The sequence below is a fragment of the Olsenella absiana genome, assembly GCF_036408855.1.
In the GTDB taxonomy this organism is placed as follows: domain Bacteria; phylum Actinomycetota; class Coriobacteriia; order Coriobacteriales; family Atopobiaceae; genus Olsenella_K; species Olsenella_K absiana.
The window spans coordinates 73,528-100,527 of sequence record NZ_JAZGJQ010000002.1 but is presented as its reverse complement, the minus strand read 5'-3'; the positions used below and the strand labels follow the sequence as shown (position 1 = coordinate 100,527).

At 66.2% G+C, this 27,000-nt stretch carries 24 protein-coding genes; 19 read left to right on the top strand and 5 right to left on the bottom strand.

Annotation, left to right across the window (positions count from 1 at the left end; translation table 11 throughout):
- The first annotated feature begins 35 nt into the window (after nt 1–35).
- Nucleotides 36–716 (top strand): ribulose-phosphate 3-epimerase, encoded by a 681-nt coding sequence (gene rpe / locus VXJ25_RS02365; protein ID WP_330957612.1) that lies wholly within the window; start codon nt 36–38, stop codon nt 714–716.
- A gap of 146 nt (nt 717–862) precedes the next feature.
- Here the strand turns inward: rpe and VXJ25_RS02360 are convergent, their stop codons facing one another.
- Nucleotides 863–2,068 carry an NADP-dependent isocitrate dehydrogenase gene (locus VXJ25_RS02360; RefSeq protein WP_330957611.1) on the bottom strand — a complete coding sequence of 402 codons (1,206 nt, stop codon included), beginning with the start codon at nt 2,066–2,068 and terminating at the stop codon, nt 863–865.
- A 157-nt stretch (nt 2,069–2,225) separates the two neighbouring features.
- Entirely contained in the window at nt 2,226–3,140 is a 915-nt protein-coding gene (gene trmB / locus VXJ25_RS02355; RefSeq protein ID WP_330957610.1) for a tRNA (guanine(46)-N(7))-methyltransferase TrmB, read from the bottom strand.
- 260 nt (nt 3,141–3,400) lie between these two features.
- Between trmB and VXJ25_RS02350 the strand changes: the two genes are divergently transcribed.
- Complete coding sequence (locus tag VXJ25_RS02350; RefSeq protein ID WP_330957609.1) at nt 3,401–4,411, top strand: DMT family transporter; 1,011 nt, start codon at nt 3,401–3,403, stop codon at nt 4,409–4,411.
- Nucleotides 4,412–4,414: 3 nt separating this feature from the next.
- Complete coding sequence (locus tag VXJ25_RS02345; RefSeq protein ID WP_330957608.1) at nt 4,415–6,373, top strand: glycoside hydrolase family 2 protein; 1,959 nt, start codon at nt 4,415–4,417, stop codon at nt 6,371–6,373.
- Between the two features lie 119 nt (nt 6,374–6,492).
- Here VXJ25_RS02345 and VXJ25_RS02340 read toward each other — a convergent pair whose 3' ends face one another.
- The 3 genes from VXJ25_RS02340 to VXJ25_RS02330 form a co-directional block, all read right to left on the bottom strand.
- Complete coding sequence (locus VXJ25_RS02340; protein ID WP_330957607.1) at nt 6,493–8,163, bottom strand: putative manganese-dependent inorganic diphosphatase; 1,671 nt, start codon at nt 8,161–8,163, stop codon at nt 6,493–6,495.
- A gap of 296 nt (nt 8,164–8,459) precedes the next feature.
- A complete protein-coding gene (locus tag VXJ25_RS02335; protein ID WP_330957606.1) occupies nt 8,460–9,653 on the bottom strand; it encodes a double-cubane-cluster-containing anaerobic reductase in 1,194 nt (397 codons plus the stop codon).
- A 96-nt stretch (nt 9,654–9,749) separates the two neighbouring features.
- Complete coding sequence (locus tag VXJ25_RS02330) at nt 9,750–10,499, bottom strand: acyl-CoA dehydratase activase (RefSeq protein WP_330957605.1); 750 nt, start codon at nt 10,497–10,499, stop codon at nt 9,750–9,752.
- A gap of 377 nt (nt 10,500–10,876) precedes the next feature.
- Between VXJ25_RS02330 and VXJ25_RS02325 the strand changes: the two genes are divergently transcribed.
- The 16 genes from VXJ25_RS02325 to VXJ25_RS02250 all read left to right on the top strand — a co-directional run bounded on the left by VXJ25_RS02325 (nt 10,877) and on the right by VXJ25_RS02250 (nt 26,990).
- Nucleotides 10,877–11,539 carry an amino acid ABC transporter permease gene (locus tag VXJ25_RS02325; protein ID WP_330957604.1) on the top strand — a complete coding sequence of 221 codons (663 nt, stop codon included), beginning with the start codon at nt 10,877–10,879 and terminating at the stop codon, nt 11,537–11,539.
- A gap of 96 nt (nt 11,540–11,635) precedes the next feature.
- On the top strand, nt 11,636–12,508 hold the full coding sequence (locus VXJ25_RS02320; protein ID WP_330957603.1) for a substrate-binding domain-containing protein: 873 nt from the start codon (nt 11,636–11,638) through the stop codon (nt 12,506–12,508).
- Between the two features lie 11 nt (nt 12,509–12,519).
- On the top strand, nt 12,520–13,266 hold the full coding sequence (locus tag VXJ25_RS02315) for an amino acid ABC transporter ATP-binding protein (protein WP_330957602.1): 747 nt from the start codon (nt 12,520–12,522) through the stop codon (nt 13,264–13,266).
- Between the two features lie 103 nt (nt 13,267–13,369).
- The gene (gene pepD, locus VXJ25_RS02310; RefSeq protein ID WP_330957601.1) at nt 13,370–14,905 is read left to right on the top strand and encodes a beta-Ala-His dipeptidase; all 1,536 of its coding nucleotides are present in this window, start codon (nt 13,370–13,372) and stop codon (nt 14,903–14,905) included.
- 257 nt (nt 14,906–15,162) lie between these two features.
- Nucleotides 15,163–15,738 (top strand): C-GCAxxG-C-C family protein, encoded by a 576-nt coding sequence (locus VXJ25_RS02305; RefSeq protein ID WP_330957600.1) that lies wholly within the window; start codon nt 15,163–15,165, stop codon nt 15,736–15,738.
- Entirely contained in the window at nt 15,731–16,663 is a 933-nt protein-coding gene (locus VXJ25_RS02300) for a TDT family transporter (protein WP_330957599.1), read from the top strand. The genes VXJ25_RS02305 and VXJ25_RS02300 overlap by 8 nt, the downstream gene beginning before the upstream one ends.
- Before the next feature lie 110 nt (nt 16,664–16,773).
- Nucleotides 16,774–17,286: a GNAT family N-acetyltransferase gene (locus VXJ25_RS02295; protein ID WP_330957598.1), complete on the top strand. Its 513-nt coding sequence runs from the start codon at nt 16,774–16,776 to the stop codon at nt 17,284–17,286.
- 180 nt (nt 17,287–17,466) lie between these two features.
- Nucleotides 17,467–18,753 carry a double-cubane-cluster-containing anaerobic reductase gene (locus tag VXJ25_RS02290; protein ID WP_330957597.1) on the top strand — a complete coding sequence of 429 codons (1,287 nt, stop codon included), beginning with the start codon at nt 17,467–17,469 and terminating at the stop codon, nt 18,751–18,753.
- Between the two features lie 354 nt (nt 18,754–19,107).
- On the top strand, nt 19,108–20,436 hold the full coding sequence (locus VXJ25_RS02285; protein ID WP_330957596.1) for a glycine/sarcosine/betaine reductase component B subunit: 1,329 nt from the start codon (nt 19,108–19,110) through the stop codon (nt 20,434–20,436).
- A gap of 27 nt (nt 20,437–20,463) precedes the next feature.
- The gene (gene grdH / locus VXJ25_RS02280; protein WP_330957595.1) at nt 20,464–21,795 is read left to right on the top strand and encodes a betaine reductase selenoprotein B; all 1,332 of its coding nucleotides are present in this window, start codon (nt 20,464–20,466) and stop codon (nt 21,793–21,795) included.
- A 54-nt stretch (nt 21,796–21,849) separates the two neighbouring features.
- Nucleotides 21,850–22,794, top strand: coding sequence for a thioredoxin-disulfide reductase (gene trxB / locus VXJ25_RS02275; RefSeq protein ID WP_330957594.1), 945 nt, complete (start codon nt 21,850–21,852; stop codon nt 22,792–22,794).
- Between the two features lie 56 nt (nt 22,795–22,850).
- On the top strand, nt 22,851–23,168 hold the full coding sequence (gene trxA, locus VXJ25_RS02270; RefSeq protein WP_330957593.1) for a thioredoxin TrxA: 318 nt from the start codon (nt 22,851–22,853) through the stop codon (nt 23,166–23,168).
- Between the two features lie 101 nt (nt 23,169–23,269).
- A complete protein-coding gene (grdA, locus tag VXJ25_RS02265) occupies nt 23,270–23,746 on the top strand; it encodes a glycine/sarcosine/betaine reductase complex selenoprotein A (protein ID WP_330957592.1) in 477 nt (158 codons plus the stop codon).
- Nucleotides 23,747–23,870: 124 nt separating this feature from the next.
- Nucleotides 23,871–25,409 carry a glycine/sarcosine/betaine reductase complex component C subunit beta gene (gene grdC, locus VXJ25_RS02260; RefSeq protein ID WP_330957591.1) on the top strand — a complete coding sequence of 513 codons (1,539 nt, stop codon included), beginning with the start codon at nt 23,871–23,873 and terminating at the stop codon, nt 25,407–25,409.
- Between the two features lie 12 nt (nt 25,410–25,421).
- Nucleotides 25,422–26,576: a glycine/sarcosine/betaine reductase complex component C subunit alpha gene (grdD, locus tag VXJ25_RS02255; protein WP_330957590.1), complete on the top strand. Its 1,155-nt coding sequence runs from the start codon at nt 25,422–25,424 to the stop codon at nt 26,574–26,576.
- Nucleotides 26,577–26,681: 105 nt separating this feature from the next.
- Nucleotides 26,682–26,990, top strand: a complete 309-nt coding sequence (locus VXJ25_RS02250; protein ID WP_330957589.1) for a hypothetical protein — start codon at nt 26,682–26,684, stop codon at nt 26,988–26,990.
- The last annotated feature ends 10 nt before the right edge of the window (nt 26,991–27,000 follow it).

The following is a 27,000-nucleotide window of genomic DNA, read 5'->3' as shown; positions in this document are numbered from 1 at the left end:
CCACCCGGGGGCGCGTCATGAAGGGAGCGCATCTCATGGAGACAGCGGACGGAAGGCAGGCGGGGGCGATGGTGGCCCCCTCGTTGCTCGCAGCTGACCGCATGCACTTCGGCCGCGAGCTGGAGAGCGTGGCGGACGCCGACTACCTGCACGTCGACGTGATGGACGGCCACTTCGTCCCGCCGATCGCGTTTGGCGCCATCGACGTGCGCTCCGTCGCCGCCGCCTCGCAGGTGCCGCTCGACGTGCACCTCATGGTCGACAACCCCGACGAGTGCATCGACCAGTACCTCGACACGGAGGCGCGCATCGTGACCTTCCACTGGGAGGCCGCGACCCACGCGCACCGCCTCGTCGAGAAGACCCACCAGGCCGGCAAGCTCTCCGGCGTCGCCCTCAACCCCGCGACGCCCCCCGAGGCCCTGCGCGAGCTCCTGCGCTGGGTCGACCTCGTACTCGTCATGACCGTCGACCCCGGCTACGGCGGGCAGGGCATCGTCGAGGGCAGCCGCGACAAGGTCGCCCGCACGAGCCGCCTCTGCCGCGAGCTGGGCGTGAGCCCCATCATCGAGGTGGACGGCGGGGTCAAGACGGACAACGCCGGCACCCTCGCGGCCGCTGGCGCGAGCCTGCTCGTCGCGGGCAGCGCCGTCTTCGGCAGGGAGGATAGGGCCGCGGCCATCCACGAGCTGCGCCTGGCGGCCCAGGAGGGCTAGGCCGGAGCGAGGCCGGCCCTGCGCGACGGCCCCTGCGAGAGAAGCGTCCCGGACATGTGAGGGCGGGCGGCCACGCACCTGGTGGCCGCCCGCCCTTGTCGTCTGTGCCCTATCCCGAGCCGGCGCCTTGTGCCCGGCGCCTCGTGCTACGCCCTTCTGAGGCGCTCCGCGATGGCGAGGATGAACTCCTCGGTGTCGAGGGTGGTGGGGTTCGGGAGGGTTGTGATGCGGGCGAGGTCGCCGGTCATCTCGCCGCCCTCGATGGTGTCGATCGTGGCGCGCTCGAGCCTGTCGGCGAAGTCCGCGAGCTCGGGAAGGCCGTCGAGCTCGCCGCGCTTGCGCAGGGCGCCCGACCAGGCGAAGATCGTCGCCACGGAGTTGGTCGAGGTCCTCTCGCCACGCAGGTGCTTGTAGTAGTGGCGCTGGACGGTGCCGTGGGCGGCCTCGTACTCGAAGTAGCCGTGGGGCGAGACGAGCACGGAGGTCATCATCGCGAGCGAGCCGAAGGCGCTCGAGAGCATGTCGCTCATCACGTCGCCGTCGTAGTTCTTGCAGGCCCAGATGAAGCCGCCCTCGGACTTCATGACCCGGGCGACCGCGTCGTCGATCAGCGTGTAGAAGTAGGTGATCCCCGCCTCCTCGAAGCGCGTGCGGTACTCGGCCTCGTAGAGGTCGGCGAAGACGTCCTTGAAGCGGTGGTCGTAGGTCTTGGAGATGGTGTCCTTGGTCGCGAACCACAGGTCCTGGCGGGTGGAGAGCGCGAACTCGAAGCAGCTGCGCGCGAAGCTTTCGATGGAGGCGTCCAGGTTGTGCATGCCCTGCACGACGCCAGGGCCGGAGAACTCGTGGATGAGGCTCCTGGTCTCGGTGCCGTCCGCCGCGGTGAAGACGAGCTCGGCCTTGCCGGGGCCCTCGACGCGCATCTCGGTGTTGCGGTAGACGTCACCGTAGGCGTGTCGGGCGATGGTGATGGGACGCTTCCAAGAGCGCACCTGCGGCTCGATGCCCCTGACCACGATCGGGGCGCGGAAGACGGTGCCGTCGAGCATGGCTCGGATGGTGCCGTTGGGGCTCTTCCACATCTGGGAGAGGCCGTACTCCTTCACGCGGGCCGCGTTGGGGGTGATCGTGGCGCACTTGACGGCCACGCCCAGGCGCTTGGTCGCCTCGGCCGAGTCGACGGTGACCTGGTCGTGGGTGGCCTCGCGATTCTCGAGGCCGAGGTCGAAGTACTCGGTCTTGAGGTCGACGAACGGCTCCACGAGGTCGTCCTTGATCATCTTCCAGATGATGCGGGTCATCTCGTCGCCGTCCATCTCGACGAGCGGCGTCTTCATCGCGATCTTGGCCATCCAAGCCTCCAACTATCGGGCCGCGCGGGCGGCCGGCGTATCGACCTCCCACATTGTAGCCGGCGGCCGCGCGGGGGCGGTTGCCCGCGTGTTACGGCCGCGGCGGACGTGGGGTCACGTCCCGTGGCGGCTCCCGGGGCCGCGTCCAGGCCCGGGGCTACTCCTGGTGCCGCCGAGAGGCCCCGCCCGCGCCGGCACCCCCGTCCGCGGAGGCCGTGCGGCCGCGCCTGTCGGCGTGACGGGCGTCTGTCCTGGGGCGGCCCTTCGCCTCGAGGTTGCGCAGGTTGGTGACCGTGCGCTCCATGCCGTGCGGCACGTAGCCCATGGTGGAGAGGTCGTCGGGCAGGTAGTCCACGAGGCTCAGGGGCGCCGTCTGCACCACGTGCGCGGGCTCGGGCCCGGGCTTGGCGCAGAGCCCGAAGACCGTCGCCCCCTTGGCGCACAGGCGCTCCTCGTAGGCGCTCACCGGGTCGTCCGGCAGGAGCGCGCGGCAGTCGTCCGTGCTCCAGACGAGTTCGTAGCCGGCGAGTTCGACCTGGGTCAGCGTGAAGTCGCGCAGGGGCTGGCTGTCCGTCTTGAGCTGCACGCGGCCGTCGGGCGCCAGCACGCGGCGGAAGTCCATGAGGCGGTCGACGTAGGTGAGGCGCTCCCTCGCGCGCCTGGCGCGCGGGAAGGGCGTCGGGAAGTTGAGGTAGATCAGGGAGACCTCGCCGGGCGAGAAGAACTCGGGCACGTCGCTTCCCCTGCCGGGGACGAAGACGACGTTGGGCAGGCCGCTCTCCTGGGCCTTCTGGGCCGCGTAGGCGATGCAGAGCGGCTCGTAGTCCACGCCGACGAAGAGCACGTCCGGCTCGCGGCGCGCCGCCTCGACGGTGAAGCCGCCCTTGCCGCAGCCGAGGTCGAGCCTGACCTCCGAGTAGCGCGCCCCCGGCCGTCCCGGCTCGAGGGGGTGGCAGGCCTCGGCCCAGGCGCCCGCGAGGGAGCGGGGGCTCGTCTCGATGCTGTCGGCGTAGCGCTCGAGCCGCTCCTCGAGGACGAAGTGCTTGGGCAGGCGGGTGTGCATTCCGTGCATGGCGTTCCTATCTCCGGTGCGGGCCGCGCCCGGCGCGGCCTCGGGCGCTCGGGCGCCCCCTCTCGCAAGACCACAGTGTACGTGCGCGCCGGCGTCGGCGCGCGTCCGCGGCCCCCTCTTCGCAAAAGATGCCCGCACAGACCCGACGGGCGCTTTGCCGCGCGGCCCCGGGGCGCTACATTTATCTCCGTGAGCCTGCCGCGCGCGGCCCCTGGCGCGAGACGGCGCCGACTGCGCGCCGCCTGTCGTGGGGGAGACACATGAACCGCTTCGCAAGGGGAATCGTCGCGACCATAGTCGGTGCGAGCCTGTGGGGGCTCTCCGGCGTCTTCGCCCAGTACCTCTACGCGCACTACGAGATCACCGCGCTCTTCGTGACGGCCGTGCGCACGGTCTCGGCGGGCCTCGTCTTCCTGCTGTACTTCCTCTGGCGCCGCCGCGACCTCCTGCGCGAGCTCCTGGGCGACCGCGCGTCCGTGCGCCAGCTCCTCGTCTTCGGCTGCTGCGGCCTCTACACCTGCCAGCTCACCTACATCGTGGCCGTGGGCTTCACCAACGCGGGCACCGCCACGGTGATGCAGAGCTCGAGCGTCGTCTTCGTGATGCTCGCGACCTGCCTCATCGGCCGGCGGCTGCCCCACGCGCGGGAGGTGGCGGGGCTCGTCTGCGCCTTCGCGGCCGCCGTGCTGATCGCAACCAAGGGCGACCTCGGGACGCTGCAGATCCCCGTGCCCGGCCTGGTCTGGGGCATCCTCAACGCGCTGAGCGTCACGTTCTACATCATGTACCCGCACCGGCTCTTCGAGCGCTGGGGAAGCCTGCCCATCACGGGCCTCGGCCTGCTCGTCGGCGGGGTGCTCGCGCTCGTGGTGTGGCTGGCGGCCGGGGCGCTCTGGGGCGCGACGGACGGGGCCCTCGGGGTCTCCGCCGCCGTGCCGGCCTTCGGCTGGGACGGCGTCGCCTGCCTCGCCGGCATCGCGGTCGTGGGCACCCTGATGGCCTTCTCGCTCTACCTGCACGGCGTCTCCATCGTGGGTGGCCTCACCGGCAGCCTGCTCGGCACCATGGAGCCGCTGAGCGCCAACGTGCTCGCGGTCCTGTGGCTGAACACCCCCTTCACCTGGGCCGACTGGGTGGGGCTCGCCCTCATGCTCGTGACCACGGCCCTGGTGTCTCTCGGCGGGGCGCAGGGTTCGGGAGAGGCCGCGCCCGGCGCCGGGGGCGCGCCTGCCGCCGAGGGGGCCCCGGCGTCCGAGGCGGGGGAGGCGTAGGGCATGGAGCTCGACCTCAGGCGCGTCATCGGCGGCATGGCCCCGGAGCCGCTCGACGTCGAGCTGCACCGGCTGGAGACGCCCTGGACCGGCCAGGTGGAGCGCTCGGAGCACCCCCGGCCGGAGCATCCGAGGCCGCAGTTCGCCCGCGTGCGGTGGCGCTCCCTCAACGGCTGGTGGGACTGCGCGGTACGCCCCTGCGCCGACGCGCGCGCCCGCTGGCGGGAGGCCCGCCCGCCCGTAGGGGGCGCCTGGGAGTCGCGGATCCGCGTGCCCTTCTCGCCCGAGGCGCCGCTGTCCGGCGTGGGGCACCGGCTCGCCCCCGACGAGCTGCTCTTCTACGGCCTCTCCTTCGACGCGCCGGCGCTTGCGGCCGGCGAGCGGCTCCTGCTGCACCTGGACGCCGTCGACTGGGCCTGCGCCGCCTACCTCAACGGGGGGAGGGTCGCCGAGCACGTGGGCGGCTACCTGCCCTTCTCGGTCGACCTGACGGACGCGCTGCGGACGGGCGAGAACCGCCTGGAGCTGTGCGTCTTCGACCCGAGTGAGACGGGGACGCAGCTGCGTGGCAAGCAGCGCATCCGTCGCGGCAACATGTGGTACACGGCGCAGAGCGGCGTCTGGCGCGACGCCTGGCTCGAGGTGGTGCCCGCGGCGCACCTCGTGGGCGTCTCGCTCGCCCCCGACCCCGACGCAGGGCTGCTGCGCCTCAAGGCACGCGTGTGCGGCACGGGGACGCTGCGCGTCGAGGTGTGCGCGGGGGAGGAGGTCGTCGCCACGGGAGGGGCCGTCGTGGGGCCGGGGGCCGCCCTTCCGGCCTCCGCGGGCGCCGCGGGGCCGGACGTCTCGGGGCAGGGGGCCGGGGGCGCTGCCGCCACGGGCGTCGTGGGCGAGGCCTCGCTCGAGATCCCGGTCGTGAGCCCGCGCCTGTGGGGCCCCGAGGACCCCTTCCTGTACGGGCTCAGGCTCTCGTTCGGCGACGACGAGGTCACGAGCTACTGCGCCTTCCGCACCGTGGGCGTGGAGCCCGACGTCGAGGGCACCATGCGCTTCTGCCTCAACCACGCCCCGCTCTTCCTGCGCGGCGTGCTCGACCAGGGCTACTGGCCCGACGGGCTCATGACGGCGCCCAGTGACGCGGCGCTCGTAGCGGACGTGCGCCGGGCGCGCGAGGCGGGCTTCAACCTGATGCGCAAGCACGTGAAGGTGGAGTCCGAGCGCTGGTACTACCACTGCGACAGGCTCGGCATGCTCGTCTGGCAGGACATGGTCTCCGGCGGCGGCAGGCGCCACGAGTGGGACGCGCTGAACAAGCCCACCCTCTTCCGGCACGCGCAGGCCGCCTTCGACGACCGGCCGCGCCTGCACCAGCGGCGGCTCTCCGCAGGCGACGCCGCCTTTCGCGAGGAGTGGCGCGAGACGGCGGCGGGCACCGTGCGGCTGCTCGCCAACCACCCCTGCGTCGTCACCTGGACCCTCTTCAACGAGGGCTGGGGGCAGTTCGACGCGCGGGCGGCCACGCGCCTCGTGCGCTCGCTCGACCCCACGCGCCCGATAAACGCCACCTGCGGCTGGTACGACCAGGGCGCAGGCGACTACCACGCCATCCACAACTACTTCCGCACGATGCGGGTCTATCCCGAGACGCTCGTCGCGCGCCTCGCGGGCGCCCGGCGCGCCTTCTTCGTGAGCGAGTTCGGCGGGCTCATGTACCACGTGGAGGGGCACAGCTCCCTCGACCGCGCCTACGGCTACGACAAGTTCGACTCGGAGGAGGGCTGGCGCGAGGCGGCGCGCGCCCGGCTCGAGGAGGCGGCTGCGCTCGAGGGGCATGGGCTGGCGGGCTTCGTGTTCACGCAGCTGAGCGACGTGGAGGAGGAGACGAACGGGATCCTCACCTACGACCGTCGCCTGGACAAGCTGACGGGCGAGCGCTTCGGCGACGCGGGCGGCGTCGGATAGTCCCCGGGTCCGCGGGGGGGGCGTCCGGGCGCCGAGCCCGCCAAAGGGAGCGGCGCCCCGCAAGGGCGAGGCGCCGCGTGCCGGGCGCGCGCCCGGCGGGAGGTCCTTGTCGGCCCTGGCTACTCGCCGTCCTCCTCGGACATCTCGAGCAGCGTGCTCATGAGGGCGGGGGTGACCTGCTTCTTGCGGCTCACCACGCCGGGCAGGGTCGCGACGCCGTCCTCGGGCGTGACGCCGAAGGCACGCGAGACCATCGCCTCGGAGTTGGGGCCCCAGTAGAGCATCTCGGTCGTCTGGGACTTGACGTCGGTGAACATGTAGAAGACGACGGGGATCTCGTTGACCTTGGCGCCCTCGGGCAGGTAGGGGCCGCAGAGGGCCTCGGCCGCCTTGCGGCTGTTCTCGGTCATGAAGGAGCCCTGGCCGACGCCGAAGCGGACCTTGCCGCGGCTGAAGACCTTGAAGTCCGAGTTGAAGAACTCCTCGGCCGTGCGCCCGGTGAGGTCGGCGCCGGCGTCGAACATCTGGTCCGCGTAGGTGTCGATGTCGACCCCGGCGATCTTGGCGAGGGCGTTGCCGGCCTCGATGTCCATCGGTGTGCAGGTAGGCGAGCGGAACGCGAGGGTGTCGGAGAGGATGGCCGAGAGCATGAGGCCGGCGATGTTCGCCGGAATCTCCACGCCGTTCTCGCGGTAGATGCTGTAGATGATGGTGCAGGTGCAGCCCACGGGCATGTTGCGGAAGTAGGCTGGCGCGGAGGTCTCGATCGAGCCGATGCGGTGGTGGTCGATGATCTCCATGATGACGGCCTGCTCGAGGCCGTCGACCGCCTGGGAGCGCTCGTTGTGGTCCACAAGGATGACGTGCTTCTTCTGGGGGTCGAGCAGGTTGGGGCCGTTCACGACGCCGGCGTAGTGGCCGCCCTCGTCGACGACGGGGAAGAAGCGGTGGCGCGACTGGGTCATGACCTTGCGCGCGTCGTCGATCGTGGTGTTGACGCTGAAGTGGATGACCTTGTCCGCCGGCAGCATCTTGGCGCGCACGGGCATGGCCATGGAGATCAGGCGCGCGGCGGCGTAGGTGTCGTAGGGGGTGGCGATGACGGTGCAGTTGCGCTTCTGCGCCTCGTTGACCACGACGTGCGAGACGTGCGCGCCGTTGCAGACGATGACGCAGCTCACGCCGGACTCGACGGCGAAGCGCTGGGTCTCGTAGCGGTTGGTGACCAGGACGATGTCGCCGGGCTGGATGTTGCCCTCCATCATCTCCGGCGTGGTGCCGACGCGGATGCGGCCCTCCTCGATGCAGCCCTCCGGGTCGCCGGCCACCATCTCGCCGTTCAGGGTGTCGAGGACGTTGGTGTAGCGCGTCTTGCTGCTGGAGAGGACCGCGGCGTCGAAGATGTCCATGTTGGCGCTGGCGATGTCCTTGACGGAGATCAGGCCCTCGATGTCGTTGTCGGCGTCGGTGATGACCAGGGTGTCGACCTTGGACTCCTGGATGAGGTTCCACGCGACGTAGAGGCTCGTCTCGGCGTCGATGCCGGGCTGGTGCTGGAAGCTGATGTCCTTGATCTGCGGGGCGACGCTCGTGATGAGCGCGGGCTCGACGAAGCCGAAGTGCCTGAGGGCGAACTGCGTCTCGCGGTTGACCGTGCCGGCGCGACGTGCCTCGTAGATGGGCTTGTCGATCTGGTTCTTGAGATAGGCGTAGCTGATTGCGGCACAGATCGAGTCCGTGTCCGGATGCAGGTGGCCTATGACGTTTACCTTGCGGATTGCGTCTGGCATGTGCACTCCTTGGTGAGAATCGGTTGCCGTCGGTGAAGATGGCGCGAGCAGGACTTCCAAATTGTAAAACCGCTGCTCATTGATATGCGGTCTGACTTTCCCAAACTTTGGCGAACAATCGGGGCGCATCGGCGCGAGGGCCGCTCGCTCGGTGAGCGTATCGGGGGCCGGCGGCGCGCCGCCCCAGGGCGTTTTCCCGGCGACTTCCGGCGACCTCGAAGGCGTCCCGGACGGAGGAGGGGCCGCGCCCGTCGGGTGCGGCCCCTCCTGGAAGTGCGTCCGTCGCGCCCGTTCGCCTAGATCATCTCGATGAAGGCCGAGAGGCGCGTGGAGACCTGGCCCTGGTCGCCGGCGGAGTAGTCGGTCTCGAGCTTCATGTAGGGGATGCCGCGGTCCTCGAGGGTGCGGCCCATGTTGACGCTCTCGAGGTTGAAGGTGTGGCAGGCCTGCAGCACGGCGTCGACCACGCCGTCCGCGTGGTACTTCTCGACCATGGCGAGGGTGTTCTCGACGCGGCCGGGGTTGGGGGTCATGACCGAGCAGTTGATCTGGAGGTAGCGGTCGGAGATGGCGCGCAGGATGTCGGGGGCGTCCTCGTCGACCATCATGGAGTTGGTGCGCTCGCCCATGCAGTTGTCGAGGCAGACGATGACGCCGCCGTTGTCGTCGATGGTCTTGCCGACCTTGTTGATGAGCCCGCCCGCCGGGCAGCCGGAGAGCACGATGCGCTTGGCGCCGGCGCGGACGGCCGCCTTGCCCTCGGCGGCCTCCTGCCTGCGGGTGGCCACGAGCTGCTCGATCTTCTCGGCCTGGGTGACGACGTCCATGGCGAAGGTGCCCGACTGGAGCGTGGTCATGAACTCGACCGACGTCATGGGGCAGGGGTCGGCGCGCTGCAGCTCGAAGAGGTCGAGAAGGGCCTGGCGGTAGACGTTGCGGTTGTGGACCGCCTGGCGCAGGTCGTCGTCGGTGATGGTGACGCCGAAGAGCTCCTCGAGGCGCTGCTTGAGCGCCACGACCTCCTCGTACCAGCCCTGCTTCTCGTGGTCCCTGAGCTGGCCGTTGGGGAGGTGCAGGACGTAGGTCGGGCGGATGTCGCCCAGGAGCTCGTACATCTTCTTCTTGCCGTCGCAGGTGGTCTCGCCGACGATCAGGTCCGAGAAGTACGTGTAGGGGCACTTGTCCGTGAGCGCGAAGCCGTAGGTCGACTTGATGAGCGGGCAGAGGTTCTTGGGCAGGACCGTCTCCGCGGCGCCGATGGGCTCGTCGCTCGTGCCGCACAGCCCGACGCAGGCCGCGCCGGCGGCCTCGATGACCTCGGCGGGGGCGTAGGTGCACAGGGTGCCGACGAGCCTGCCGCCGGCCTTCTTGAAGTCGTGGACGCGCATGAAGCTCTTGCGGCGCGACTCGTCGTACTCCTCGAAGGTCTTGGGGAGGTCGAAGGGGGCGGGAATCTGGGTCGAGCTGTTGGGAAGCGTTGCCGTGGGCATGGGGTTTCTCTCCTTTGTCTTGGACGTGCGCCCCGGCCTGAGGCTGCCGTACGGGAAGTCGGGGACCGGGGGAGTGCTGGGACGCGCCGGCTCGCGCTAGCGCTGGCCCGAGATCGCTGCGCCGATGGCTCCGGCGAAGCGCGCCTCGGGGCGCGTGCTCACCGGCTTGCCGAGGCGGTCGGCGAGGCGACCGACGATGTAGGCGTTGTCGCACAGGCCGCCGGTGAGGAAGCACTCGTCCCCCGGGACCTGCGAGGCGAGCGAGACGACCTTGCCCACGACGGACTCGATGACGCCTGAGGCGATGTTCTCCAGAGGCTCGCCGCGGCCGATGAGGGAGATGATCTCCGACTCCGCGAAGACGGTGCACATGCTGGAGATCGTGATCTTCTCGCCCTTGGCAGCGAGCTCCGAGAGCCGCTCCTGCGAGACGTTCATGCGGTTGGCCATGACCTCGAGGAACTTGCCAGTGCCCGCCGAGCACTTGTCGTTCATCAGGAACTTCTTGAGCATGCCGTTTCTGAGCTCGAGCACCTTGGTGTCCTGGCCGCCCACGTCGATGACGACACCGCTCCTGCCGAACAGCCACCAGGCGCCCTTCGCGTGGCAGGTGATCTCGGTGACGGCCTTGCCAGCGTAGGGGACGGCGATGCGTCCGTAGCCCGTGGCGATCACGGACTCCTGCTCGACGTCTATGCCGTGCTCCGCGAGCGTTTCCGCGGCGTGCCTCGCCGCCTCGATGCTCGAGAACCCCGTCGGGGCGAGCAGCGTGAGCGTGAGCTCGTTGTCCTCCATGACCGCGACCTTGGTCGCCGTGGAGCCTATGTCTATGCCGATTGACCTCATGTGCCTCTCCGTATGTGGGACCTGCGTCCGGCGCCACCGCGACCGGACGGACCTACGCTTGCCCCTAAAAGCTAGCACCGGCATCGCGGGCGTCGGGATTCTGCAGACGATTAGAAAATGGCCTATGCAAGAATAAGCCGATTACTAGGCATCGGTATTGGATGCACCTAGCTCCGTATAAGTTCCTGCGAGTGGTCTATGATAGGTGTTGACCGGCATGTAGCAGCAGGTAGACGGTATTATTTGGGCGATGTTTACGCCTAGGCTACTAGCGACTTTGGCATATAGCCTCTTACCTATAGTACTGGCTGGTGAAAGCTTGGCACCGCGAGCGGGTGCCGGCTTCGTACGGACGTGACGATCGACGAGGAGCTCACGTGTTCAAATTCGACTACTTCCTGTACTGCATCCCGCAGATCGCGGCGCGGCTCGACGTCACGCTCGAGCTCACCTTCGTCTCGGCGGCGCTCGCCCTCCTCATCGGCGTCCTCGTCGCGATGATCGCGACCTACAAGGTCAAGGTCCTCTACCCCATCACGCGCGTCTACGTCTCGTTCATGCGCGGTACGCCCGTGGTGGCGCAGCTCTACTTCTTCTACTTCGGCATGGCGGTCTACAGCACGGCGATCAGGGACATGACCCCCATGGTCGCGGTCTCGATCGTGATGAGCCTGAACGTCGGCGCCTTCATGTCGGAGAGCATCCGCGGAGCCCTTCTATCCGTCGACGAGGGACAGCGCGAGGCCGCGGCCTCCCTCGGCATGACCAACGCGCAGACCTTCTGGCGCATCGTGGTCCCGCAGGCGGTGCGCGTGGCGCTGCCCCCGCTCTTCAACGACGTCATCAACCTCATCAAGATGTCGTCCCTCTCGTTCATGATCGGCGTCCCCGACATCATGGGCGCCGCCAAGATCCTCGGCGCGAACTCCTTCCGCTACTTCGAGATCTACGCGGCGGTCATGCTCGTCTACTGGATCGTGATCCTGGCGTTCAGCGCGCTGAGCAAGTGGCTCCAGCGCAGGTGCGAGCAGATGTACTAGAGGGGCGGCAAGGCAGACGGGTGATTCGCGGCCGTCGCCCAGAGTGGCGGCCAAGGCATAAGTCATGTGCCACTGGCACAGGAAAGGTTGGCAAGAATGGCAGACAGCAGGTCCATGTCGCGCAGGAACTTCCTCAGGGGCGCGCTCGCGATGGGCGCCCTCGCCGGCTCCTCCGTTCTCGTGGCGGGCTGCGCGGGTTCTGGCTCCAACGGCTCGTCCAGCGACTCCGCGGCCGCTTCCTCCACGGACGCCTCGGGCAAGATCACCAAGGTCACGATCGTGACCGGCGGCACCGGCGAGCCCTACTCGCTCATCGGCACCGACGGCACCTGGACGGGCATCGACGCGGACGTCTGGAACAAGATCAAGGAGAACACCGGCGTCGACTTCGAGGTCAAGCAGGCCGAGTTCTCCTCCATGTTCGGCGAGCTCGACGCCGGCCGCGCCAACGTCGCCGCCAACTGCCTCGCGGTGAAGAAGGAGCGCACCGAGAAGTACCTCGCGTCGCACCCCTACTACGGCGACGCCCAGTGCGTGGTCGTGGGCAAGGACAACACCGACATCTACCAGTTCTCCGACCTCGCGGGCAAGAACTGCGGCGTGGCCAACGGCCAGGCGTCCCAGACGATCGCCCAGGACATGTCCTCGCAGTACGGCTTCACGATCACGACCTTCGACGACTCCAACGCCGGCCTGAGCAACCTCGCCCTCGGCCGCATCGACGCGATGTTCACCACGGACACCGCGGTCTACAAGTGGGAGGACGCCAACAACGACAAGGTCCGCTTCCTCGACGAGCGCACCATGGCCAACAATGTGGCCTACTTCTTCCCCAAGACCGACGAGGGCCAGAAGTACTGCGACTTCGTCAACGAGCAGATCGACAAGATGCTCGCCGACGGCAGCATGTCCGAGATCGTCACCAAGTGGCTGCACAACGACATGACCAAGTCCATCATCAACGAGTAGACGTGGATACCATGGCAGAGGCACTCATCAGGGTAGAGCACCTGTACAAGTCCTTCGGCGACACCGACGTGCTCAAGGACATCAACCTGACGCTCAACAGGAACGAGGTCACGGCCATCATCGGCCCCTCCGGCACCGGCAAGTCGACGCTCCTGCGCTGTCTCGACTACCTGACCGTCCCCACGCGGGGCAAGGTCACGATCGAGAACGACACGGTGGACGCGGAGAGCTACACGAAGGCCGACGTCGCGGCGCTGAGGAAGCACTCCGCCATGGTCTTCCAGAGCTACAACCTCTTCAAGAACAAGACCGCGCTCGGCAACGTGATGGAGCCGCTCGTCACCGTGCAGCGGATGCCCAAGGCCCAGGCCGAGGAGCGCGCCCTCAAGTACCTGGACGTCGTGGGCATGACGGAGCGCAAGGACTTCTACCCGTCCAAGCTCTCCGGAGGGCAGCAGCAGCGCGTGGGCATCGCCCGCGCGCTCGCGGTGGAGCCCAACGTCCTGCTCCTGGACGAGCCCACCTCCGCCCTCGACCCGCAGCTGGTGGGCGAGGTCCTGGCGACGATCCGAAAGCTCGCCGACATGGGGATGACCATGGTCCTCGTCACGCACGAGATCCACTTCGCGCACGACGTGGCCGACCGCATCATCTTCATGGACGGCGGGGTGGTCGCGGCAGACGGCACGCCCGCGGAGGTCATCGACGGCCGCGGCAACGAGCGGCTAAACGAGTTCCTGAGCTTCGTGAACCACTAGGGGCGCCGCGCGGCCAATCGTGGCCGCGACGGTCGCCTGTCGATGAGACCCGGGGCGCACGTGGGCCAAGGCCTGCGCGCCCCTCGCATGAGAGGGGTTGGGGATGGACGCGGCACGAAGCACGTATGAGAGGGCCCTCACCTGGTTCGAGTGGATTTCCAGGATCCCGCGGGGGAGCGGCGACACGGGGCGAGCGAGCGTCGCTGTTGCGTCATGGGCCCGTGACCGGGGGCTCGAGGTGACGTCCGACGAGTTCGGCAACCTCGTCATCAGGAAGGACGCCACGCCCGGACGGGAGGGCGAACCCTCCCTTGCCCTGCAGGCCCACCTCGACATGGTCTGCCAGAAGGTCGCAGGGAGCTCGCACGACTTCTCCCGCGACCCCATCGACGTCGTCGAGGAGGACGGCTGGCTCCACGCGGACGGCACCACCCTCGGCGCCGACGACGGGGCCGGCGTCGCGGTCTGCCTCGCCATCCTCGAGGACGAGGGACTGTCGCATCCTTCGCTGGAGGCCGTCCTCACGGTCGACGAGGAGGTCGGCCTCGTCGGCGCGCGCGAGATGGACTGCTCGCGCATCCGGAGCCGCCGGATGCTGAACCTCGACCTCACGGTTGCCGGCCAGTTCGTCGTGGGCTGCAGTGCCGGCACGGAGGCGCGGGTCAGCCTGCCCCTTAGCAGAGAGCGAGGGGTTCGCGAGGTCGTCAGGCTCACGCTCTCCGGCCTCAGGGGAGGCCATTCCGGCATCGACATCGCCCTTCCCAGGCACAACGCTGCCCTCCTCATGGGCGAGGTCCTCTCCCGGCTGCTCTCGGGGGGCCGCCCGGACGGCGGGCACGCCGAGACCGTGGCCGCCGACGGCGCGCTAGCAGGCCTCGCGCTCGTCTCTCTCCGCTCAGGCGAGAAGAGAAACGCGATCCCCGCGGAGGCCACGGCGGAGCTCGCGCTCCCTGCGGGCGCGGGCCCGGAGGCCGCCCGCGACCTCGATCGGGCGCTCGGGCCGGTTCGTGCGGCCCTCGCGCGCGCGTGCACGGGGGACGACGCGGGCGCACGCCTCGAGGCCGAGCGCCTGGGCGAGCGCGAGGTGGGGCTCCTTTCCGCGAAAGAAGCGGCCGCGGCGCTCGCGCTCCTCTCCGAGCTGCCGCAAGGCGTGTCCGCCATGAGCCGGGAGTTTCCCGGCGCCACGGAGACGAGCGACAACGTGAGCATCGTCCGCCTGGGCGAGAAGGGCCTCGACGCCCTGGTCTCCGTCCGCACTAACCGCCCCGGCGGCGCAGGGCCAATCGTGGCTGGGGTCCGCGCCGCGTGCGAGCGCGCCGGCGCCGCGCTCGAGGTCGAGGGCGGTCGCGACCCCTGGCTCTGCGATCCGGAGTCCCCCTTCGTCTGCGAGGCGCGTGCGACCTATCGTGCCCTCTTCGGTGAGGAGCCGACGGTGACCACGACGCACGGCGGTCTCGAATGCGGGGTCTTCTCGGAGGCGCTTCCCGGGCTCGAGGTCTTCTCGCTCGGGCCTGACGTCGAGAACGCCCATACGCCATCGGAGAGGATGCGCCTTGAGTCCCTCGAGCGACTCTGCGCGTTCGTCCGGGCGCTCGTGGAGGGCACTGAGCCACGGATGGCCGTTGATCAAGGAAGATAATCAAAATAGGAAAATCGCTGGCTACTGTTTGATTAGTAATCACTGCGCGTAAAGCGTGCAAGCGTCCCTACTGTACTCTTAAAAAGCTTGGCGGTGTCTCAGCTGGCCGTAACGTCGTGCCCGATCGTGTCCGCGACCGCTTGCCGATGGCGTACGGCCGGAACGTGGGGCGAGTGTCACGTTTTAAATACTATAGGCGCCGTGTCATTTACCCTTCGCAAGGGGCGGAGGGAAGCCATACGAGAGGAGAGAGGTCCATGGCAAACGTAAAGATCAACGCCACCGAGGTCAGTCCGCACAAGGTGCAGCGCCTCGCCGAGTCCTACTACAAGGGAGGCTTCTTCTGCGACGAGGCCGTCATGTGCGCCCTGCGCGACGTCTTCCAGATGGAGGTCCCCGTCGAGGTCATCTCCATGGTCTCCGGCATGTCCGTCGGCGTCGGCAAGTCCGGCTGCATGTGCGGTGCCGCCAACGGCGGCGTCGCGGCCCTCGGCCTGCTCTACGGCCGCACCGAGCAGAACGGCCCGACCGACCCCAAGGTCGTCAAGTGCATGTCGCTGACCCACGAGCTGCACGACTGGTTCCGTGACGCCAACGGCAAGCACGCCCTGTGCTGCCGCGTCCTCACCCGCGAGTTCGACATGGGCCAGGGCGAGCACAAGGAGCAGTGCATCTGGTTCACCGGCCTGTGCGCGTGGAAGGTCGCCAAGATCGTCTGCCGCGAGGAGGGCGTCAAGGACCTCGACGAGGGCACCGAGGGCGGCGACGAGCCCCTGGCCCGTCAGAAGCTCGAGGACGTCCAGCCGCTCAAGAAGGAGGCCTTTGTTGCTTAAGAGGATCCCGCTCCCCATCACCGGCGTCATGCTCGGCTGCGCCGCCCTCGGCAACCTGCTGCAGAGCTACAGCGAGGGGGTCCGCGTCGTCTTCGGCGTGATCTCCGCCCTGCTCGGCGTGCTCTTCCTCGTCAAGCTGTTCGGTGACTTCGAGTCCGTCAAGAAGGACATGGAGAACCCGATGCTCGCGAGCATCTCCGGCACCTTCCCCATGGCGCTGCTCCTCCTCGCGGCCTATGCCAAGCCGCTCTCCGCGGGCCTCGGCGTCGCCCTGTGGTGGGTCGGCCTTCTCCTGCACGTCTGCCTGATCGTGTGGTTCACGGTCAAGTACGTCGCGCACTTCAACCTCAAGCAGGTCTTCCCGAGCTGGTACATCGTCTACGTCGGCATCGCTGCCGCCTCCGTCAGCGCCCCCGCGTTCGGCATGGAGGGCATCGGCACCGTGTGCTTCTGGTTCGGCCTCGTGACCTTCGCCCTCATCACCGTCGCGGTCATCGCCCGCTACGCCAAGGTCGGGGAGCCCCCCGTTCCCGCGCGTCCCGTGTTCTGCATCATGACCGCGCCGGCGAGCCTCTGCGTCGCCGCCTACGTCCAGTCCGTGACCCCCAAGTCCCAGGCCCTCCTGGTCTGCGTGGAGGTCGTGGCCACCGTCCTGTTTGTGGTCGTTCTCACGCAGCTTCCGCGCTTCCTCAAGAACACCGCCTTCGCGCCGAGCTACGCGGCCTACACCTTCCCCTTCGTGATCACCGCGATCGCCCTCAAGCAGACGATGGCCTGCCTTGCCAAGATGGGCGCCCCGGCCCCCTGGCTTGGCCCCATCGTCCTGATCGAGACGATCGTCGCCACTGTGCTCGTGCTGTATGCGCTCATCCGCTTCCTCATGCACATCTTCGGGGGCGAGAAGCCCGCGCAGCAGGCTGCCTAGCGGCCGTCGCACCACGCCCTCGTGGCTGCCGGCAGATGTAGTACCCTACGAGCCACCCCGGGAGACCGGGGTGGCTTTTTTTTGAGGGAGGCGTTTCTCGAGGAGGACCGATGGGGGAGATACGGACGGCGACGACCGCGGACCTCGCACGCGTCGAGGAGATCTACGCGATTGCGCAGCGCTTCATGGTCGCCTCGGGCAACCCAAACCAGTGGGGTCCCGGCTTCCCGGGACGCCGGGCGCTCGAGGGGGACGTCGCCACCGGTGCGCTCAGGGTCTGGGTGGGCGCAGACGGCGTCCCTGCGGGCTGCTTCGCGCTCCTCGAAGGGCCTGACCCCACCTATGCGCGCATCTATGACGGCTTCTGGATCGATGACGGTCCCTATCTCGTGGTCCATCGCTTCGCTGCGGCCGTGCAGGGGAGGGGCGTCGGCTCGGCGATGATGGACTGGGCGCTCGCGCGCGCACGGGAGCGCGGCCTCGCCCTCCGGGTGGACACCCACCGGGACAACGGCCCCATGCAGGGACTCATCAGGAGCAGGGGCTTCTCGTACTGCGGCGTCATCCACCTTGCGGACGGCAGCGAGAGGATCGCCTTCTGCCGTCCCTACATACGGCCGTAGAAGCCTGCGTCCGCTTATCCTATCCGGCGTTTGACTAATCGTGGGTACCTCACGTTTGGGGGTCCTACCTGCCCATCTGTGGCGCAGGGTCGCAGCTTGCGCCCCAACCTTCCTATGATGTGCGGGGGCGCGGGGGAGCGCCCGGGTCCAGGCACATATATAAGTAAGGAGAGGATTGCCATGGCAGGAGAGACGGTCGACTACTATCCCATGTGGAAGAGCCTTGACATGGACACGGAGGCGCACGACGGTCTTCTGGGTGCCGTCGGCCAGATGTACGGGGACATGTTCCTCACGCAGCACAACCGCCCCAAGAGCACCTCGTACCTCGACAACTTTGCCACCAACCTCCATTCCGGCCGCATCAAGGAGATGCTCGACGCCAAGGAGCAGGGCAGGATCAAGAAGATCATCGGCAGCTTCTGCCTCTACGTCCCCGAGGAGATCGTGGCGGCCGCCGGAGGCGTCGAGGTCGGGCTCTGCGCAGGCGCCGACTGGGCGCCCGAAGAGGTCGAGAAGCACCTGCCGCGCAACACCTGCCCGCTGATCAAGGGCTTCACAGGCTTCAAGCTCGGCCGCGTCTGCCCCTACATCGAGTCCGCCGACCTTGTGGTGGGCGAGAACACCCGCGACGGCAAGAAGAAGGGCTACGAGTTCTTTGCGACCCAGAAGCCGATGTACATCATGGACGTTCCGCACGTCCGCACCGACGAGACCAAGCAGATGTGGCGCAACGAGGTCCATCGGCTCGCCGAGCGCATCGAGCAGGAGACCGGCCAGAAGATCACCGCGGACTCCCTGCGCCGCGCCATCAAGGAGACGAACGACAAGCGCCGCGCGCTCCAGCGCCTGGGGAGGGTTCGCGCCGCAGACCCCACGCCCATCTCCGGCCTCGACAGCCTGCTGATTACGCAGGCCGCCTTCATGGACGACACCCCGAGGCTGACCGCCGCCATCAACGCGATTGCGGACGAGTGCGAGCAGCGCGTGGCGAAGGGAGAGGGCGTCGCCCCCAAGGGCGCCAAGCGCGTTCTGTACACCGGCACCCCCATGGCCGTCCCCAACTGGAAGCTCTTCAACATCATCGAGAAGGCTGGCGGCGTGGTCGTGGGCGAGGAGTGCTGCACGGGCTCGCGCTACTACAAGGACCTGGTGGACGAGGGTGGCGAGACCGTCGACGAGATGATCGACAACGTCGCTGACCGCTACCTCAACATCCACTGCGCCATCTTCACGCCTAACCAGGATCGGGAGCAGGACGTCATCGGGATGGCGCATGACCTTCATGCCGACGGCATCATCGACTGCTCGCTCTCCTTCTGCACCATCTACGAGATGGAGGCCTTCGGCATGGAGGCGGCGGCCGAGAAGGCCGGGTTCCCCTTCATGCACGTCACGACGAACTACTCCACCGAGGACGCCGGGCAGCTCAAGACGCGCATCGAGGCCTTCCTCGAGATGATCTAGGCAGCGGCTGATACCACAAATCTACCAAAAAGACAAGCAAATAAGTAAACCAGAACGAACTGGAAGAGAATTTCTCTTCCAGTTCGTTGTGTTTTATACCTAATCGCGATTGGAATTTGAATATGTGAACAGAATATGTAGAAACGGTGAAGCAAATCGGACAAAATTCGCAAAACACGTACCGTTCGCGCTTGAGAAATGACCGTTTGGCATGGGCGCAAATTTACTAATCGGAAGTGACTTGTTCATTGATAATCGCGTTCATAGAATCTGGAGTGAAACGTGCGAAAGGGCGAGAGCCTGCGAGTCGCACGAATCTCTATGAAGGCGAGTCTAAGAGAGGAGCAAGGCTACATGAAGTTGGAAATTGGCAACATTCACGTCAAGGACGTCGTCCTCGGCAGTGAGAACTCCTTTGCCGATGGCGTTCTGACCATCGACAAGGAGGCCGCAATCTCCTACCTCAAGGGCGAGGACGATCACATCACCGATCTCGACATCGTGATCGCTCACCCCGGTGATGACACGCGCATCGTGCCGGTCATCGAGACCATCGAGCCCCGTGTCCGCATGGATGGGCGCACGCTGTTCCCGGGCGTCACGGGTGACGTCGTCCCCGCTGGCGACGGCGAGCTCAAGGCCCTCAAGGATTGCTGCGTCACCGTGGTCGGCAAGGAGTGGGGCTCCTTCGGCGACGGCGTCATCGACATGGGTGGCGAGGGCGCCAAGCACACCAGGTGGTCCGAGATCATCAACATCTGCCTGGTCGGTGACACCGACGAGGAGTTCGAGCGCCACGAGCAGCAGAAGTGCAACCACGCGCTGCGCTGGGCCGGCCACCGCTTCGCCGAGTGGCTCGGCAAGATCGTCAAGGACGTCGAGGCCGAGGACACCGAGACCTACGTCTTCGACCCGATCCTGAAGCGTGACGCCGCTCGCAACGAGCTCCCCAACGTCGCCATCGTGCTGCAGCCGCAGTCCCAGATGGAGGCCCTCGGCTACAACGACCTGTGGTACGGCTGGGACATGAACAAGTTCCTCCCGACCTACGTCAGCCCGACCGAGGTCTTCGACGGCGCCATCATCTCCGGCTCCTTCATGCCCGCCTCCTCCAAGTGGTCCACCTACGAGTTCCAGAACTTCCCCCTGATTAAGGAGCTCTACAAGCACGACGGCGTGGACTACAACTTCGTCGGCGTCATCATGTCCAACCTCAACGTCGCGCTCGAGCAGAAGGAGCGCTCCGCGATTATGGTTCGCGACATGGCCATCAACCTGGGTGTCGACTACGCGATCGTCACCGAGGAGGGCTACGGCAACCCCGACACCGACTACGTGCGCTGCCAGGTCGTCCTCGAGGACGCCGGCATCGGCGTCGTGGGCGTCTCCAACGAGTCCGACGGTCGTACCGGCGTCGGCCAGCCGCTGGTCGTCCTGGACGAGAAGCTCAACGCCCTCGTCTCCACGGGCAACGTCGGCGAGCTCACCGAGCTTCCGGCCTGCAAGACCGTCATCGGCAACCTCGAGGCCATGAACCGTGACGGCATGTCCGGCTCCTGGGGCTACGACGAGGTCCTCGGCAAGTCCGCCCGTGACGACGGTTCCATCATCATGGAGGACAACAACTGGTTCTGCGGCGACCACATCTCTGGTCTCAGCCTCAAGACCATGAAAGAGTTCTAGGAAGCAATTCACCGAAAGGAGGAAACAATGCCTAAGAGTGTAATCTGCTACATCAACCAGTTCTTCGCTGGCGTGGGTGGCGAGGAGAAGGCCGGCATCGAGCCTTACATCGTCGAGGGTACCCTTGGCCCCACCATGGCCATCGACAAGGCCCTCAAGGACGCCAACGTCACCTACACGATCGTCTGCGGCGACAACTACATGGGCTCCAACACCGAGGAGGCCGTGGACCGCATCATCAAGATGATCGAGGACAAGCCGATGGACGCCTTCGTGGCAGGCCCCGCCTTCCAGGCCGGCCGCTACACCGTCGCCTGCGGCGCCATCTGCAAGGCCGTCCAGGAGAAGTTCCACGTCCCCGCCGTCACCTCCTTCAACGAGGAGACCCCTGGCGTCGACATGTACAAGAAGGACGTCGTCATCTTCAAGGGCGGCAACTCCGCTGCCAAGATGCGCAAGGACGTCCCCAAGATGATCGGCTACCTCAACAAGGTGCTGGCCGGCGAGCCCACGCTCGGCGCTGACGCCGAGGGCTACTTCGCGCGTGGCATGCGCAAGGAGGTCTTCCTCGAGAACAAGCACGAGAACACCGCGGCAGCCCGTGGCGTCGACATGCTCATCAAGAAGATCAAGGGCGAGCCGTACCAGACCGAGCTCATCATCCCCAAGAAGGACGTCGTCCCCATCGCCGACCCGATTGCCGACCTCTCCAAGGCGACCATTGCTCTGGTCACTACCGGCGGCATCGTTCCCGTCGACAACCCGGACCGCATCCAGTCCGCGTCTGCCACCCGTTGGGGCCGCTACGACATCTCCAAGCTCGACGCGCTCCCCAACCGTGCCGCCAACGGCTTCAAGACCATCCACGCCGGCTATGACCCCGCCGCCGCTGATGCCGACCCCAACGTCTGCGTCCCCGTGGACGCCATGCGCGCCTACGAGAAGGAGGGGAAGATCGGCCACCTGCACGAGTACTTCTACTCGACGGTCGGCACCGGCACCACTGAGGGCGAGGCTGCCCGCATGGCCTCCGAGATCATCCCGTTCCTCAAGGAGGGCCACGTCGACGGCATCATCATGACCTCCACTTGAGGCACCTGCACTCGTTGCGGTGCAACGATGGTCAAGGTCTTTGAGCGTGCTGGTTTCCCCGTGGTGCACATGTGCAACCTCGTCCCCGTCTCCACGACGGTCGGCGCGAACCGCATCGTCCCCACGATTTCCATCCCGTACCCCCTCGGCGACCCCAACACGCCGAAGGAGGAGCAGTGGAAGCTTCGCTATCACCGCGTCGGCGTTGCGCTCGACGCTCTTGCGACGCCGATTACCGAGCAGACTGTGTTCAAGGTAAAGATCTAGGGTATCTTTTAACCTGTTCGCAAAATCGGAACAAGAAAGCTGAGGTGCGCATCAATGGCAAAGGTCTATGATCTGATCATTCTGGGGGCAGGCCCTGCTGGGCTTTCCGCTGCCATCTACGCTGGCAGGGACAGGCTCGACACCCTCCTCATCGAGAAGGGCCAGGATGGCGGTCAGATTGCCATCACCAACGAGATCGAGAACTACCCTGGTTCTAAGGTCGAGGGTGAGTCTGGTCCGAGCCTTATCAAGAGGATGTCCGAGCAGGTCGCCAAGTTCGGCGCCGAGCGCGTGAGCGACACCATCAAGTCTGTCGAGCTTGACGGCGACGTCAAGGTCCTGCACGGCGCCAACGGGGACTACCAGGCCAAGGCAGTCATTCTTGCCACTGGTGCGCACCCGCGTCCCATCGGCTGCAAGAACGAGGAGAAGTTCGTCGGCAGGGGCATCTCTTTCTGCGCTACCTGCGACGCTAACTTCTTCGAGGACTTCGAGGTCTACGTCGTCGGTGGCGGGAACTCCGCGGTTGAGGAGGCCATGTACCTCACCAACTACGCGCGCAAGGTTACCGTCATCCACAGGCGTGACCAGCTCCGTGCTGACGAGCTCGTCCAGGAGAAGGCCTTCAAGACGCCCAAGCTCCACTTCATGTGGAACAGCGTCGTGGAGGAGGTCGACGGTGACGATCTTCTCAACAAGATGATCGTAAAGAACACCAAGACCGGCGAGCTCACCACTATTGAGGCGGATCCCGAGGATGGCCTCTTCGGTCTGTTCGGCTTCATCGGCAACCTGCCCAACACTGATTTTCTCAAGGGCGCCGTCGAGCTGGACGATCACGGCTACATCAAGACCGACGAGGATATGCATACCAACGTCGCAGGCGTCTTCGCTGCTGGCGACGTGAGGCCCAAGAGCCTGCGCCAGGTCGTCACCGCCGCCGCCGATGGTGCGATTGCGGCCAAGCAGGCCTACAAGTACGTCGATAGCCTCAAGTAGTCAAGCTGACTGGCTACTACAAACTGGCGATAAGTCTCAAGTAGGAGGAGATAGACATGCTGGAAGTCGATAAGAAGACGTTCGATGACGAGGTCCTCAAGGCCGACGGTTACGTGCTCGTGGACTTCTACGGCGACGGTTGCGTTCCCTGCGCTGCTCTCATGCCGCACATCCACGGCTTCGCTGACGTCTACGGCGACAAGATCAAGTTCTGCGCCCTCAACACCACCAAGGCCCGTCGTCTGGCCATCGGCCAGAAGATTCTCGGCCTGCCGGTCATCGCCATCTACAAGGGCGGCGAGAAGATCGACGAGTGCGTCAAGGAGGACGCGACCCCTGAGAACGTCGAGGCGATGATTAAGAAGTACATTTAGTATTTCTGCATCTTTACTCGATTATTTTTTGAGTTATAATGGTTTTAAGAGGTCATTATTCAATGACCTAAGCAATTTGAGAAAGGGAAAGGAGCGTGGGCATGAGCATTATCAAGGGTAAGAAGATCGTCGCTATCGGCGATCGTGATGGCGTCCCTGGTGACGCTATCAAGGCTTGTGCCGAGAGCGCCGGTGGCGAAGTCGTCTTCGCACCCACCGAGTGCTTCGTCTGAACGGCTGCAGGTGCAATGGACCTGGAGAACCAGAAGCGCGTCAAGGAGATTGCGGAGGAGTACGGTCCTGAGAACGTTACCGTCCTTCTTGGCACCGCTGATGGTGAGGGCGCTGGTCTGACCGCCGAGACGGTCACCAATGGCGATCCTACTTTTGCCGGTCCGTTGACTGGGGTCCAGTTGGGACTCACGGTTTACCACATCTGCGAGCCTGAGGTTAAGGCTGAGATCGATCCTGATGTCTATGAGGACCAGGTCTCCATGATGGAGATGGTCCTTGATCTCGACGACATCCGTGATGAGATGGAGTCGGTCAGGTCCGATTACTGCAAGTACCTCGACTAGCAAATTGCGGGAGGGGCGGCGGACGAAAAGCCGCCGCCCCTCTTTCTTTTTGAAAACGGCATTCTCCCGGCCTTGCCGCTCAAGAGGCCAGGGAGGCTAACTCAGGAAAAGAGGACTTACATATATGAAGAGCGTCATTAAGGGTACCGGCTACGTACTCGCGCACACGCCCGACATGGTCATCTACAACGGCACCACCCAGACTACTGAGCGCGTCGTGAACCCCGACGGTGAGTACCTGAAGGAGCTCCCCAAGCACCTCCGCTCCTACGATCAGGTCCTGAGCTACCTCCCGAACCAGGTCTACATTGGCAACAAGACCCCCGAAGACCTGGAGAACACCGATTTCCCCTGGTACGACAAGGACTGCGGCTGCTCCGAGCGCTATGGCCAGTTCGGTGAGATTATGCCCGAGGACGAGTTCACGCTCCTCATGGGCGCCTGCGACGTCTTCGACCTCGTCAAGCTCGACGGCGCCTTCATCGACGCGACGAAGGACAAGCTCGCTGCCGACCCGCTGATCGACGAGACCATCATCGCTCGCATCCCCGCCGCGACCGACGCGGCGGAGATTGCCCGCCTCGTCGCCGAGGAGGCCTCCGAGGGCCTCTACATCGACGGCAAGCTCGTCGGCTGCGTCAACCGCGCCCACGACGTCGACCACAACCTGTCCGCCGAGATCATGCACGAGAACATCGTGGAGAAGGCCTCCTCGGTCCTCGCGCTGCTCTACGGCCTCAAGAACGCCGGTGTCGCCAAGGAGGACGTCGACTACGTGATCGACTGCTCCGAGGAGGCCTGCGGCGATATGAACCAGCGCGGTGGCGGTAACTTCGCCAAGGCCGCCGCTGAGATCGCCGGTCTCGTGAACGCCACCGGCTCTGACGCCCGTGGCTTCTGCGCCGCTCCGACGCACGCTCTGATCGAGGCCGCCTCCCTCGTGGCCGCTGGCTCCTACAAGACCGTCGCCGTCACCGCCGGTGGCTGCACCGCCAAGCTCGGCATGAACGGCAAGGAGCACGTCAAGAAGGGCATGCCCGTCCTCGAGGACATGATCGGCGGCATCTGCATCATCGTCACCACCGACGATGGCGTGAGCCCCGTTGTCGACCTCGAGCACCTCGGCCGCGTCGCCGTGGGCACCGGGTCCGCGCCTCAGGCCGTCATCGGCTCGCTTGTCTACGACCCGCTGGAGAAGGCTGGCCTCACCGTCACCGACGTCGACAAGTACTCTCCCGAGATGCAGAACCCCGACATCACCAAGCCCGCTGGCGCCGGTGACGTCCCCCTGTCCAACTTCAAGATGATCGCCGCCCTCGGCGTCAAGAAGGGCCAGCTCGAGAAGGCGCAGCTCAAGACCTTCCCGAGCGAGTACGGCCTGCCTGGCTGGGCTCCCACCCAGGGTCACATTCCCTCCGGCGTACCCATTCTCGGCATCGCCCGCACCCGTATCGAGGAGGGCACCTGGAAGCGCGTCATGGTCGTCGGCAAGGGCTCGCTGTTCCTGGGCCGCATGACCAACCTCTTCGACGGCGTCTCCGTGATGATCGAGGCCAACGACGGCCAGGGCGACCAGGCTGCCGTCAGCGAGGACGAGGTCAAGGGCATGATCGCCTCCACCATGAGGGACTTCGCCAACGCCCTTCTGGCTCAGGCGGAGTAAGGGGGCTTATCGATGAGCGATCTCCAGAAGACTATCGCCCAGGCCTTCATGCAGATGGCCGATGGCCTCGAGAGCGGATCCTTCGGCCCGAGGCCCAAGATTGCCCTCACGGGCATGGGCAGCGAGCATGGCGAGGAGAACGCCATGGCTGCGGCCGTCGCTGCCGCCAAGCGTGGCGTCGACGTGTACTACATCGGCACTCTCGAGCATGAGGGCATCACGACCGTCCACGTCGACGACGACGAGGCCGGCCACAAGAAGATGGACGAGCTCCTGAGCGAGCACGTCGTCGACGGTGCCGTCACCATGCACTACCCGTTCCCGATCGGCGTCTCCACCGTGGGCCGCGTCGTCACCCCGGGCGTCGGCAAGGAGATGTTCGTCGCCAACACGACGGGCACCTCGAGCCCCGACCTCGTCGAGGGCATGATTAAGAACACGATCGACGGCCTCGCTGTCGCTAAGGCGACCGGCATCGCCCGTCCGACCGTGGGCATCCTGAACGTCAACGGCGCCCGCCAGGTCGAGCACGCCCTGCGCGAGCTCAAGGACAACGGTTACGACTTCGACTTCGCGGAGTCCTCGCGCGCCGACGGCGGCTGCGTGATGCGCGGCAACGACGTCCTCAAGGGCACCCCGGACATCATGGTCTGCGACTCGCTGACCGGAAACGTCCTCAACAAGATGCTCTCCTCCTTCACGACGGGCGGCTCCTTCGAGTCCGTTGGCTTCGGCTACGGTCCTGGCGTGGGCAAGGGCTACGACAAGCTCGTGCTCATCGTCTCCCGTGCTTCCGGTGCTCCGGTTGTCGCGAACGCCCTTGTGTTCGCCGCCGAGCTCGTCCGCGAGAAGATCTTCGCGAAGGTCGCGGCGGAGTACGAGGCGGCCGAGAAGGCCGGCCTGAACGACATCCTGGCGGCCCTCGAGGCAAAGAAGAACGCCTCCAAGGAGCCGGCGGAGGAGGTCACCGCTCCTCCTGCGGAGCCCGTTCCCGCTGCCATCCTGGGCGTCGATGTGCTCGATCTCGAGGATGCCGTCCACGCGCTCTGGAAGGCGGGCATCTACGCCGAGAGCGGCATGGGCTGCACCGGACCCGTCGTCATGATGAGCACGGCCAACGAGAGCAAGGCCCACGACGTGCTGAAGGATGCTGGCTACATTAGTTAGTACCGCTCAACAGCTTTTCGGCGATATCTATCGCATTTTGCGTATGATACTTACGGTGCTGGCTGATTGTTTAATCAGCCAGCACCTTACAAGAAAGGAGGAGCGGTGATAGAAGAGACCATCTCAAAGGTCAAGGAGGCCGAGTCCAAGGCCGACCAGATCGTCTCCGACGCACGCACGCAGGCGCGCGAGATTCGTCAGGATGGCGAGCGAGAGAGCAAGCAGATTCTAGAGCAGGCGGCAGAGGAGTCAGCAGCACGCCTCAAGGAGGCGCGCGAGGGGTGGCGACAGAGCGAGCAGCGCGAGATTGACGCTCTCACCTCTGACGGGATGGATTACCCGGAACCGACCGGTGCGCTTGCCGAGAGGATGCCAGCTGCGGTCAAGGCTGTGAAGGAACTCGTACTCAAGTAGCTCTTGCTTC

What these genes read in the sequence shown, in the direction of transcription:
- rpe (WP_330957612.1), top strand. Translation starts at nt 36, where the DNA reads ATGGAGACAGCGGACGGAAGGCAGGCGGGGGCGATGGTGGCCCCCTCG.
- VXJ25_RS02360 (WP_330957611.1), bottom strand. Translation starts at nt 2,068, where the DNA reads ATGGCCAAGATCGCGATGAAGACGCCGCTCGTCGAGATGGACGGCGAC.
- trmB (WP_330957610.1), bottom strand. Translation starts at nt 3,140, where the DNA reads ATGCACGGAATGCACACCCGCCTGCCCAAGCACTTCGTCCTCGAGGAG.
- VXJ25_RS02350 (WP_330957609.1), top strand. Translation starts at nt 3,401, where the DNA reads ATGAACCGCTTCGCAAGGGGAATCGTCGCGACCATAGTCGGTGCGAGC.
- VXJ25_RS02345 (WP_330957608.1), top strand. Translation starts at nt 4,415, where the DNA reads ATGGAGCTCGACCTCAGGCGCGTCATCGGCGGCATGGCCCCGGAGCCG.
- VXJ25_RS02340 (WP_330957607.1), bottom strand. Translation starts at nt 8,163, where the DNA reads ATGCCAGACGCAATCCGCAAGGTAAACGTCATAGGCCACCTGCATCCG.
- VXJ25_RS02335 (WP_330957606.1), bottom strand. Translation starts at nt 9,653, where the DNA reads ATGCCCACGGCAACGCTTCCCAACAGCTCGACCCAGATTCCCGCCCCC.
- VXJ25_RS02330 (WP_330957605.1), bottom strand. Translation starts at nt 10,499, where the DNA reads ATGAGGTCAATCGGCATAGACATAGGCTCCACGGCGACCAAGGTCGCG.
- VXJ25_RS02320 (WP_330957603.1), top strand. Translation starts at nt 11,636, where the DNA reads ATGGCAGACAGCAGGTCCATGTCGCGCAGGAACTTCCTCAGGGGCGCG.
- VXJ25_RS02315 (WP_330957602.1), top strand. Translation starts at nt 12,520, where the DNA reads ATGGCAGAGGCACTCATCAGGGTAGAGCACCTGTACAAGTCCTTCGGC.
- pepD (WP_330957601.1), top strand. Translation starts at nt 13,370, where the DNA reads ATGGACGCGGCACGAAGCACGTATGAGAGGGCCCTCACCTGGTTCGAG.
- VXJ25_RS02305 (WP_330957600.1), top strand. Translation starts at nt 15,163, where the DNA reads ATGGCAAACGTAAAGATCAACGCCACCGAGGTCAGTCCGCACAAGGTG.
- VXJ25_RS02295 (WP_330957598.1), top strand. Translation starts at nt 16,774, where the DNA reads ATGGGGGAGATACGGACGGCGACGACCGCGGACCTCGCACGCGTCGAG.
- VXJ25_RS02290 (WP_330957597.1), top strand. Translation starts at nt 17,467, where the DNA reads ATGGCAGGAGAGACGGTCGACTACTATCCCATGTGGAAGAGCCTTGAC.
- VXJ25_RS02285 (WP_330957596.1), top strand. Translation starts at nt 19,108, where the DNA reads ATGAAGTTGGAAATTGGCAACATTCACGTCAAGGACGTCGTCCTCGGC.
- trxB (WP_330957594.1), top strand. Translation starts at nt 21,850, where the DNA reads ATGGCAAAGGTCTATGATCTGATCATTCTGGGGGCAGGCCCTGCTGGG.
- trxA (WP_330957593.1), top strand. Translation starts at nt 22,851, where the DNA reads ATGCTGGAAGTCGATAAGAAGACGTTCGATGACGAGGTCCTCAAGGCC.
- grdC (WP_330957591.1), top strand. Translation starts at nt 23,871, where the DNA reads ATGAAGAGCGTCATTAAGGGTACCGGCTACGTACTCGCGCACACGCCC.
- grdD (WP_330957590.1), top strand. Translation starts at nt 25,422, where the DNA reads ATGAGCGATCTCCAGAAGACTATCGCCCAGGCCTTCATGCAGATGGCC.